Here is an 11,802-nt window from a genome sequence, read left to right on the forward strand (position 1 = left end):
GTATTATTGACAGAGATCTATCACAGCAGACTGATCCAAAAAAAACCCAACGCATAAACGTCGGCTTTTGTGATACCCTCTTTTCTTTACTTCACCCACACTTTATACCTCTCGACGGATCGCAAGGCTCGCTGTGTCCTACTTATAGACCAAGCGATCAGTAGTACGATCTTGATCTATCTGTACATGTAGCCTTCCCTGCCGATGAGATACCGGTTTCCGAATAACGATTTCTACGTCACGCCCAAGTGCCGTCAACAAACGCAGGAGACGCTCCATGGAATATTCCCTAAAATCCCCTCTCAGGAGGCGTGAAACATCAGGCTGGGACAAACCCAGCAATTTCGCCGCCTCGACCTGCTTGAGTCCACGCTGACGAATAATCTTGTCAATGCGGGTGACAAGCTCCGCCTTTAACAAGTGAGCCTCAGCATCAGACCGCTCCAGGTCCGCGAACACGTTACCGCTGCCACGTTCGATTTTGATCTCTTTCGTCTTCATTGCTCTACTCTTCGCCATAGACGTCCTTGTTCAACCATGGAATACTTGTACCAGATCGGACGCTTTTCCCGACACTGTCGCGGGGTCGAGTGCTCCCTCCCCAAAGAGGCGCGGAAACGTCTGACCAGTCTTTAAAGAACGCGTTCGCGCATCCATGTAAGTCGCGCTAAAAGCGCGTCGGGGCGACGGCGTCGAATTGAGAGCCGAGCGGTGGAGCAGAAAATTGTGCAGCAAAACAGCCTCCCCTGCTTCGGTCTCCAGATCAGTCACATCCTCTGGCCCGGCGTACCTGGCCTGATCCTCTTCAGAAGTATAGTGCCGCTCATTGAGAATACCCAGATTATTGCTACCCGGCACAATCTGCATGCAGCCGCTGGCAACAGTGGCCGCATCCAGCCCTGTCCACACCGTGATAATCGGATTGGTATCAATGCCCCAACCCACGCCGATATCCTGATGCCAGGGCAAAATCGTACCGCTCTCAGCGGGTTTATTCATAAACATAGAGCGAAAAACCGAAACATTTTCGCCGATATAGCGACGGGTAATCTGGCGGATAAGGGGATGCTGCATATAAGTGAGAAAGAGAGGATCCTGTTCCAGATCATCGATACGTCGATAATGGAGCGTCTGCTCCTGATTCCCCAGCGTGCGATCCATTCTAACATCCGGCGTTTTGGGATTGAGTTGAAAACGCATATTTTTATAGCGGACACGACCCAGCATAATATCGTCAATGCGCTGCTGAAGGGCAGCGAGTTCTCCAAGCGACAGAAGATGCCCCAGGCGCAGATATCCCTCAGCCATAAACTGTTCGTGGTGCGAGTCGTCAAACGAAGTAAGAGGATGCACGGTGTGACCTCCTCGGAAATTGGACAGCTTGCGTGATTAGATTGACTTCCAAACTATCACCGGGACTTGCCAGAAGCAACTGAAAAACGCCTAGTCCTGCGAAACGGCCCTGCTTGACAGAGCACAGTTCTCTATATATGATGCCTGATACAGCAAATCGCCAAACACCAGAAAGGGCGTAAACCATGAGCAATGTGCGAGATTTCGGAGCCAGAGGAGATGGCATCGCCGATGATACAAAAGCAATTGAAGACACGCTGGCAAAAGGAGACGGAACCCTACAATTTCCAAAAGGTGACTATCTCATTACGCACACTATCAACGTGCAATTGGCCGACAGTGGGCGGGTGAGCATAGATGGATCGGGAGGTGCAGCAAAAATCCTCATGGGTAGTGCAGGACCCGCATTTCAAATCACCGGCACACACAGACGCTCGGCCGATCCCAAAACCTTTGAACTGCACGTCTGGACCCATGAAAGAATGCCCACAATATCAAATTTAGAGATCGAAGGCAAACACCCCGAAGCAGATGGCTTCTTGTTAACAGGCACCATGCAGGCAACCTTTGAAGGCGTACTCTTGCGGAAGCTAAACCACGCCATCCACATACGCGACCGCGCCCGCAACGTCCTTATCTCCCACTGTCATCTGCACGATAACCGCGGAGCAGGCATCTTCCTCGACCATGTAGATCTGCATCAAATCATCGTAACTGGTTCTCATATAAGCTATTGCAAACGTGGAGGCATCAAAATCATCGGCTCGCAAATCCGCAACTTGCAAATCACCGGCAACGACATCGAATACAACTTCGACAAAGAAGCGGACCGATCCGCAGACATCTGGATCGACACCAGCGACGGATCCGCCACCGTCCGCGAAGGCACCATATCGGGCAATACCATCCAGGCAAAACCCTCACCTGGAGGCGCGAATATATTGATGATTGGCCACTCTCCCCAGACGAACAACAAAGTGGGCATGTTCACCATCGCGGGCAATTTGATCGGCTCGCAAGAAAACAACATCCACCTCATCGCAGCAAAAGGTGTCGTCATCTCGGGAAACGCAATCTACAATGGAGTCAACCGAAACCTCCTGGTAGAACACGCGCAAAATATCGTAATCGGCAGCAACAGCTTTGACCACAATCCCGATTATGGTCCTTCGCGCTGCACTGGCATCCAATTTATAAACAGCACAGACAGTATTATGAGCGGATCAACCCTTCACGAATTCAAAGGCATTCAGGATGACGAAGACAATCGTCAAGGCCTGTTGGAAATCATCCGTTGCGCCCGGCTCACCGTAAACGGCTGCCAGATCCTGGACGGCTATCCCAGCGCGATATACGTAACCGACTCCGATGACATCAGCATCACCGGATGTACCCTGCTGGAGAGGAGAAAACAAAAAGAAACCGTTTCAACAGTTCGCTGGAACGGTATAGGGACTGGCAATTTGTTGAGCAACAACCGAATCGGAAACGGCACAGCAGGTGCGTTATCCATAGACGAAACTGCTGGCGTTCAAATCAGCCATAATCGAATAGACGAATAGACGAACCCCGCCCAACTCCCAAAATCACTACGAGCTTCGATTCGTTGATGAACTGGCCTGAACCAGTTTTACACCGCTCCGTTGATTCGCTAAGGAGGTAAATTGTCTTTCAAACCCGACCACTCAAAAGTACCTGGCGTCGTGATTGATCACAGCCCCGCCAGTACAAAACAATACGTGGGCAGCCCGAGTATCGTCATCATGCCCAACGGCGACTACATAACATCCCATGATTTTTTTGGACCGGGCACAAATTACGATCGCATGGCTGTATTCTGTTCGCGCGACAAAGGCACAACCTGGACTCAAATATCCGAATTGATCGGCCAGTGGTGGTCCAACCTTTTTTTGCACAAAGACGAACTTTATCTGCTCGGCACAAGCCGCGAATATGGCTATGCCGTAATTCGGCGATCTACGGACGGAGGTGAAACATGGACAGTACCAAAAGACAAACACACCGGACAAATCTCTACTGAGGATCGCTATCACTGTGCCCCAATGCCCGTCGTCGCTCACAATGGATATCTCTGGCGCGCATTTGAATTGGCCCATGGTCCGCGAGAAGAGTGGAAAGCGCAGGTTCTTTCCGTACCCGAAGATGCAGATCTGCTCCAGGCTAAAAATTGGCGATTTAGCGAAGCGTACCAACACCTCTGGTCAAGTTCACAATGGATTGAAGGCAATATCGTGATCACGCCAGATAACAAACTGGTAAACATCTTGCGCTCAAATGCACGAAATGTCTCTCCCGAAGAGATACAGGCGCAAAGCGATAAAGCGGCTATTTTGCATATCTCAGAAGATGGCAAAACATTGACACACGATCGGGATAAAGACCTGATCGATTTCCCGGGCGGCGGTGTAAAATTCACAATTCGATTTGACGATCAAACACAGCGCTATTGGTCACTGGGATGCAAACAAACCGATCCGCCGGCAAAACGAAACACACTGGTCTTGACATCATCTGCCAATCTACAGACCTGGCGAATCGAATCCGTGATCCTACACCATCCCGATCCAGAGAAACACGCATTTCAATACGTTGACTGGCAATTTGAAGAAAACGATATAATCGTGGCATCGCGCACAGCTTATGACGATGGCCTGGGCGGCGCGCACAACGGACATGACGCGAACTATTTGACATTTCATCGCATTGAAAATTTCAGAGAACGAACGATAGACGACCCGTCCCTAAATGAGGAAGAGTAACACTCAAGGAGAAAATAATGAAAACCATTCAGAACCTGCAGCCAGACAGGGTATTTTACAATGGCAACCTGATCACCATGGCCGATCACAAAGGGACTGCGGTTGCCGTGTTGAAAGGATCTATATGCGCTGTGGGATCTGATCGTGAAATTATGGACCTTGCAGGTCCCGACACCGAACGTACCGACCTCAAGGGAAAAACCATGCTACCCGGTTTTTACGACACGCATGGACATTTCCCGAGCGCGGGACTCGTGGCTGTTTCTTCGGTGAATTGCAATTCTCCGCCAATGGGACCCGTGGAAAAAATCGATGATATAGTACAACTATTAGCAGAGCGGGCCAAAGACGTACCAGAGGGACAGTGGGTATTGGGCAGGGGCTACGACGATACCCTGCTGGAGGAAAAACGACACCCGACACGAGCAGATCTGGATCGGGCTTCGCAGAACCACCCGATTTGCATCGTCCACACCTCGGGCCATTTTGCATCGGCAAATACATGTGCATTGAAACGCGCCGGAGTCCATTCCGATACGCCCAATCCAACGGGCGGAGTAATTCGCAAAGACCTCATCACAGGAGAGCCGGACGGCGTCCTGGAAGAAACCGCAATGCGCCCTGTGAGAAATCTGATCCCCCCATTGAACGAAGCCCAGTGGTTTGAGGGGTTGGAGATTGCAGTAGATGAATATGTCCGCGAAGGCGTAACCTCCGTAGTAATCGCTGGCTGTACTCGCCGCGACATATCCCGACTGCAAACAGCCATTGACAGCGGCAAGCTACCCTTGCGCGTGGTCTGCATGACCGGGAAAAGCAAGCCGGGGCAACAGTCGATTCTGGAGACAAGTGGATTAAAAACGGGTTTTGGAACAGATCGCTTGCGGTTGGGCGCGGTAAAAATGTTTCAGGATGGATCAATCCAGGGCTATACGGGTTATCTGAGCAAACCCTATCACGAACCATTTATGGGCGATGCCCAGTATTGTGGCTATCCGATGCGAAGCCGAGAAGCATTGGTCGAGATGGTGGATGAAGCCCATCGGGCGGGCAAGCAGATTGCTATTCACGGCAATGGAGACGCGGCGATTGACGATATTTTATCTGCCTATAAACAGGCGCAACAAAAAACGCCCCGCACAGATACGCGGCATCGCATTGAGCACTGTCAAACAGTCAGAGAAGATCAGCTCGATAAAATGCAGACACTGGGCGTGACACCCTCTTTCTTTGTTCAACACACCTATTACTGGGGCGACCGCCACGAAGCGATTTTCTTAGGAGCAGAGCGCGCGCATCGAATCAGCCCATTGAAATCAGCATCTGATCGAGGGATTCGCTTTACCATCCACAACGACTCGCCAGTGACGCCGACCAAATCGCTATTTTCCGTCTGGTCCGCAGTGAACCGTCTCTCGCGCAGTGGACAGTGTATGGGCGATGCACAGCGCATTGATTTGGAACTGGCATTTCGGGCAATCACTATTGACGCCGCCTGGCAAAATTTTGAAGAAGATGCAAAAGGATCGATAGAGGTTGGCAAGCTGGCAGACTTCGTAGTTTTAGAATCAAATCCATTTGCAGGAGATGTGCTGGCTGTAAAGGACATTGCCGTAAGGGAAACAATTGTGGGAGGCAAAACAGTATATCGAAAAACGTGAAGGTGGCTCCGGACTAAAAGTCAAAACGCGATCGTCAAACCCATAGGTGCCGGCTCAAAAACCACGCTATCAAATAGATTCAGAACCCAAATCGCACCGAGCACACCGATCAGCATATTCACCCGCTTTTCACTGGACTTGACCTCTCGATGACGCGCCTCCCACTCGGTATAGCGCGTCCCATCCTCATTTGTATATCGCTGGTTTACATGTTGAAATATATTCGTCTGATTGTAGTGATTGAGGGCACTCTGAAAATTCCGATACTGCATCCCCAGCACGACAGACGTACCAACCATTGCACCGAGAAATGCGTATCCCTTTTTCTTATACCCCCGGTAATACTGCCCCCATCCTGGAAAGACCAAAGACCGCATCGCAGCGGACAAGCGTTTGGTCTTCAGGCGGCGTGCGGCCTCCTCACCGTGCAACAAAGCCCACCAGAACGCGCCCGGATCTGCATTTTCAAAATATCCCCGGTCCAATCGGTTATTCAGGGCAAAAGCCTCTCGAAACGCCCAATCGGCATGTAGGGAATCCCCCGCCGCGAGATAGCAACAGCCCAGATCAAAAAACAAACGCGCGCGCGAATTCCGATTCATCGGCGTCAGCTTTGGCGAGAGTTGCGCCACACCTGGCACAGCCAACAAATACCCTATCGCACCTCCATAATCACCCTGTTTGTAGCGCGCTTCGGCCTCTCGAACATAAGGCGGAACATCCTGAGCACCTGCAATACCAAATGTACCAACCACTACCATAAAAACCAAAAACCACATCTCTTCTCCCCGATTAATTTGGATTTCGCCACCAATTCCCGAAGGTGAGACGACCACCCAACACACCAGCCCCAGTCTCCAGTCTCCAGCCCCAGATTTTATCTTATCCCCTCAATCAATTCGGATCGGCCTGGACAAAAGGCACCAGAAACGGGGGCGCATTCTTAAACAGAACTATACGATTTTGTGCATCCCATACATACACACCGCCATCATGAGAGACAACCAAACCAGCAGGATCCAAAGCCAAATCATCTATAATACGCCAGCGCAAGACAGGCTGTCCGTCAGCGTTAAAAACTATAACTCGATCCCGAGCCAGTACAAATACAGCCCTGGGACCACTGCCAACCCATACGGGAAAAACACCATTGGGCAACACAACCTCTTCCCAAACAGGCTGTGCCCCCATGTGACTTGTATCCGTTCGAAACACCTCTCCCAATGTCGTCACCATCCAGATATCAGATCCCAAAACCGCAAGACTTTGGATCGCACCTTCAATGTCCGTATCATAAGACCCACGTTCAATAATGGTATTTACATTAAATGAGAAAGCCTTTAACCTCCGTCCAATACCCACCCAAATCGTGCCATCTCGCGCAATCGCCATCGCGGTAGGCAACTCAGAATCCACAACGCGCCAGGCATCGTATTGCCAGGGAATCTCAGAGATGCTCAACTGAGTTGACCGAAACGCAGAAAACTGCACCTCTCTGGTCTCTGACAAAATGCCGCTGAGCAATACAGTGGGAAGAACGCGGATTCCAGCAGAGACCGCGACAACAGAAAGAGATTCCAATCGCAACCCCGCGCGGTTGGGCACGGACAGTACGCGCGGATCACCCTCATATCCCGTATGATCGACCTCGCGTATGGAAATGGCATCGGATGTCGCGAGCACCGCCAGCGCGGGACTTGCAAAAGTAGTAGCGGACGTCAAAGCTACAAACACATTCGGTGCCTCGACAATATTGAAATTGAGTCGCCGTTGATACGGGTATATAAACATCTCGCGACTATCGAGCACCACATCGCGGTCCATCGTATTCCGCAAGCGATACGTATATTTGCGGTTGCCTTCCATAATCACATCGGTAAAACTCGAAACTGTGGGATCTTCAGACTGAAAAATCACCTGCTCTGCCGCATCATCTACAGCACGCAACAACTCATAGCGACGGGGAACACCTGCCGCCAAATGCCAGTTGACAGCCGCTGTACCCTCTTCGGGCAAAAACTGGATCGTTTCCAATATCGCCCCGGGAATCTGCACCGAGCCTATGGTTGCTCTTGCTGGTTTCTTTTCGGCGGTTTCTGTATGCAGGCTATAACGGTGCTGTTCACCAGCCTGGATATCAAAATGCGCGATCGGCATCATCTCCCACACATCCGCACGGGGGTTCGCTTCCCGCGAAGGCGCAGGCAAATCACGCCAGGGAAATCCGCGCCAGCCATCGCGCTCGCTGCGCCAAAAACGATAGCGCGCCACAGGTTCAATACCCAGATATTCCCATTCGAGTACAACCGCATTCTGCTCCTCGTCATATCTCAGATCAAAGGGGACCACAATCCGCGAATTAGCCGGATCAGTAGCGAGATCGCGCCTGGAATCACACCCGGCCAACACCAGAAGACACAATAAAAAATATCTGACACTATTGCCCATATCGAAACACAATCTCCTTTGAAACACGACGCTGTGCATTTAAATCTTCTACGATAATTTTCACCCGGTTGCGCCCCTGTTTCGCCTTTGTCAGATCGACAAACTGATAAACCTGCACGCTCGGCTGTGTATCCACCTGTTCAAATGACATCGACACTTCGGGATTGACCTCCTGACCGGTCAGCAGCATTCGCAAACCCTCTACCTGTTCCAGAGCCGCAATCTGAATCGTAACGCGATAGCGCGTCTGCCCAAACTCGTCTGCCACCAAATTATACACCTCAAAATACAACCCCATCTCCTGCCCAATGAGAAATGCGCGCGTAGGCAAAGGCAGCACGCGCAGATTCTTGCGGCGAAAAGAATCATCCACATCCGTCTCGTCAATCTGAGCGGCCAATACCGGATCGCTCATCTGCAATTCCGAATCGCCATAAGGCTCAACCGCAAGAACCTGCCGCAACAAACTAACGCGATTGGCACTGACATTCTCCGCCTTCACCGTTAAATGATACGTGCCGGGCGGCACGGACAAGGTCAACAAATCGGTCAGCATAGCATCCGAATCAGATAGCGTGTCTTTCCGCACAACCGTTCGACGCGTGCGAAACGCGCGGTTTGTCACCGAATCGTACAGCGCCATAGATAGCGTCAAATCGCCTCTGCCGATCTTCTCCACATCTATCGGCAAACCATAGGCCACATCCACCCGTGTCATGAAATATCCCCCACGCGCATCGGCCACATCAAAATAAAATTCCAACGCCCGCGTTTGCCACCACGGTCGGTATTGCTCTGGCATCTCGCCCACAGCCTGCATATAAAACGTTTCCGGCGCATTTTCCTGAATCCTGGCAATGGACCGCATCCCTATCGGCTGGCGCAGCGGAATCGGCGCAAAATTGAAATGCCCCGATCCCATCTCATCCGTAAATGTAATCTCCATCCCCCCGCCAACCGTCACATACACCCACGATTCCCAGGGTACGAGACTATTATCTTCCCCAGAGGTAACGGGCAAATAACCATCGCCCATCGTGTGAGAATCCGCGTCATTTCTTCCCATCAGATTAAACGAATCGGCAAACATCGCACGCGAACTCCGCACAGGAAACACCGTGCCCACGAGCGCGCCCTCGGGCGGACGCGTGTACAACTGCGCGTACAACTCGTCTTTCACCCGCTGCACCGCAACACTCATTACGCCAGGCGCGCGACCAGACCGAGAGCGATAATCCGGCTCGCCATAGCGCAAATACACCTCACCTCGTCGATCCCATGGATACGCAGACCCTGCGAAATATTGCCGCGCCATCCACACGCGCTGATAGTGTTCTTGCAAACGCTCATTCACTTCTGTAGTCGGATCCAGATCCTTTTGCATCCAGAATCGATCGATAAAATCTTGCTTCTCCCCCTTAGAAAGCGCATTGTAGGTCGCGCGTTGAGCATCTGACAAAATAGGGGTTGGATCGACGTGCAACGCCAGCGTCTGTGCATCAATCCGATCCAAAAACCGATCCCAATACTCCGAAGCGCGCTCGTAATCCCCCGCCCGATAAGCCCACTGTGCCGCAACAGGCAACAAATCAAGCGCCTCTGGATGGCGTTTCATAAATGGCAAAATCTGTCGCGCGATCGCCTGCTGATCCTCCATACGCAACAACACAGCACCCAGCTTTGTCACCGCACCAACATCATCCGGCTCCAGAGACAAATAGTGCGTATAATACGCAGCGGCTGTTGTATTGTCCTGAGACAAAGCGTAAAAATCATCGCGCGCAAACCAGTCACCCAACAACTGATAGGGCGCGCTATACGTCGAATCAATCGCAATCGCCCGAAACGCCATATCCACGCACTGACTCGTCCCGATATCAAAATACACCGACGCCATCTGGTAATACAAATCTGCGCGCGTCGTATCCGCCTCTATAGCGCGATAAAAATACGAAATAGCGCGCTGCCGCAGGGCTGGGCGTCGCGCATAAACCCGCCCCAAGCCCTCATAAGATAGCACCTCACTACCCTCAAAAGACTCTGCCTTTAAAAATGCCTCTTCAGCATCGCTCAAAAGCCCGCGCTCCAGCGCGACCATCCCCCGATTCACCCAGCCCGGTCCATCTTGCGGCTCAGGCTGATTTGCCCAGGCATCTGTCTGAGTACCCGACTTAACTTTTGCCAATCCCGCGACCAGATCTGTGGCAATCGTCTGCGACAAATCGTCAAACCGATCCTTGCGCCAGACGCGCCGACCATTGGCACTGCCCGCCCACAAAATACGCCCAGAAGACGTATCAATCAGCCGCAGCGCAACCCCCACAGCATTGATCGCATTGTCCTTGCCCGTAGCCATCAAACTACCGCATAAAACAGCATCTACCTTATGCGACAACAACGTCCGGTCCGCAGTACTCAGGCGTGCGCCTATTGGCTGTGACATACCCAATCCATCAAATAACCCATCACTTATCATACCCTCTCTAATCAACCGCTCATACCCTCCCACCAGTGCTTTTTGCGAAGTGTGCAAAGGCGTGAATACCACCTGCAACGGCCATTCATCTGAACGCATCATCCTCCCGTGCCGATTGGCTTCCTGAAACCCGAGTTGCGACATTAAATTGCCCAGTGCAATCTCTCCTATATCGCGCTGGGCATAAATCCACTGCCATTTGACATCATCTCGCGCTTTGCCCATCCAAACCGGTTCCCCAGTGTCCAAATCCACAATCCGCACATGCAATGTGCGCGTCCCGGCATCAGAAACAAATCCGATCAACGCCCGATCTGCGCGAGCCGCTGTTTTTAACAAAAATAAATCATAATCTTTCAACGCCTGTTTTGTCTCCACCATCCCCTTCATCCTGAGCCGTGGAATCGTATCAGGCTCCACCAGTTCAAACCAGCGCCCCTGATAGGCGGGAATATCCCGATGGCGCATCAACTCATCCACCAATCGGTCAGCCATAAAAACCCCGTAATCGGGATCTTTCTCCGAAACCAACGGAAACACCGCCAGACGAGGAACCGCTTCACGCTGCGGCAACACTTCCTCACACTGCACCGCTGAGGAAAACACGAGCAATAAAATTGAAAAAATATGTCTCATTGTATTTTGCATCATGGCATCTCGGTCTTAAGTACTAATTGAAAAATTTTCAGTCTCTCGGACACTCAATCCCTCTTAATGATGTTATGCGAAATAATTAGCATATAAGTTTCAAAAAAATAGCCAATTAAAAACTCGTTGTCAAGACCAGATCAAATTGTTGGTGGATACCGCAAAAGGCGTTGGTGTTGCATTGAGCCGCGCTCTGATGTTTTGCAACCGCTTTAAGTAATTGTAATACGCCGCGGACCGATTGTCCTGCTCGCTGGTAAAACGGGCGCAGATGGAAAAGGTCTTGTGCGATCCCTGAGTTCACAGAGCGCGCGAACGCGTTCCTCTGTGGGCGGATGTGTGCGAAGCCAGCGCGGACCGGTCCTGGCATCAGAGGTATAATTGACGTACTCCCAAATCTAAAGCATTGGGATTATAGAATCTTGTTGCTTCAGCA

Annotated in this window: 8 protein-coding genes; 3 read left to right on the top strand and 5 right to left on the bottom strand. The window is 51.4% G+C overall.

The window, feature by feature from the left end; all coding sequences use genetic code 11:
• Positions 1-138: 138 nt before the first annotated feature.
• Together F4Y39_08425 and F4Y39_08430 are read right to left on the bottom strand one after the other, a co-directional pair.
• Positions 139-501, bottom strand: coding sequence for an XRE family transcriptional regulator (locus F4Y39_08425; GenBank protein MYC13737.1), 363 nt, complete (start codon positions 499-501; stop codon positions 139-141).
• Between the two features lie 30 nt (positions 502-531).
• A complete protein-coding gene (locus tag F4Y39_08430; GenBank protein MYC13738.1) occupies positions 532-1,353 on the bottom strand; it encodes a phytanoyl-CoA dioxygenase family protein in 822 nt (273 codons plus the stop codon).
• 185 nt (positions 1,354-1,538) lie between these two features.
• Between F4Y39_08430 and F4Y39_08435 the strand changes: the two genes are divergently transcribed.
• The 3 genes from F4Y39_08435 (at position 1,539) to F4Y39_08445 (ending at position 5,794) form a co-directional block, all read left to right on the top strand.
• Positions 1,539-2,915, top strand: a complete 1,377-nt coding sequence (locus tag F4Y39_08435; GenBank protein ID MYC13739.1) for a hypothetical protein — start codon at positions 1,539-1,541, stop codon at positions 2,913-2,915.
• A 102-nt stretch (positions 2,916-3,017) separates the two neighbouring features.
• On the top strand, positions 3,018-4,133 hold the full coding sequence (locus F4Y39_08440) for an exo-alpha-sialidase (GenBank protein ID MYC13740.1): 1,116 nt from the start codon (positions 3,018-3,020) through the stop codon (positions 4,131-4,133).
• A 17-nt stretch (positions 4,134-4,150) separates the two neighbouring features.
• Positions 4,151-5,794, top strand: a complete 1,644-nt coding sequence (locus F4Y39_08445; protein ID MYC13741.1) for an amidohydrolase family protein — start codon at positions 4,151-4,153, stop codon at positions 5,792-5,794.
• A 20-nt stretch (positions 5,795-5,814) separates the two neighbouring features.
• Here the strand turns inward: F4Y39_08445 and F4Y39_08450 are convergent, their stop codons facing one another.
• The 3 genes from F4Y39_08450 to F4Y39_08460 form a co-directional block, all read right to left on the bottom strand.
• Positions 5,815-6,573, bottom strand: a complete 759-nt coding sequence (locus F4Y39_08450) for a hypothetical protein (protein MYC13742.1) — start codon at positions 6,571-6,573, stop codon at positions 5,815-5,817.
• Positions 6,574-6,688: 115 nt separating this feature from the next.
• Positions 6,689-8,242, bottom strand: coding sequence for a hypothetical protein (locus tag F4Y39_08455; protein ID MYC13743.1), 1,554 nt, complete (start codon positions 8,240-8,242; stop codon positions 6,689-6,691).
• Positions 8,232-11,369 (bottom strand): GWxTD domain-containing protein, encoded by a 3,138-nt coding sequence (locus F4Y39_08460; GenBank protein MYC13744.1) that lies wholly within the window; start codon positions 11,367-11,369, stop codon positions 8,232-8,234. The genes F4Y39_08455 and F4Y39_08460 overlap by 11 nt, the downstream gene beginning before the upstream one ends.
• Positions 11,370-11,802: the final 433 nt, after the last annotated feature.

The organism is Gemmatimonadota bacterium (assembly GCA_009838845.1).
GTDB lineage: Bacteria > Latescibacterota > UBA2968 > UBA2968 > UBA2968 > VXRD01.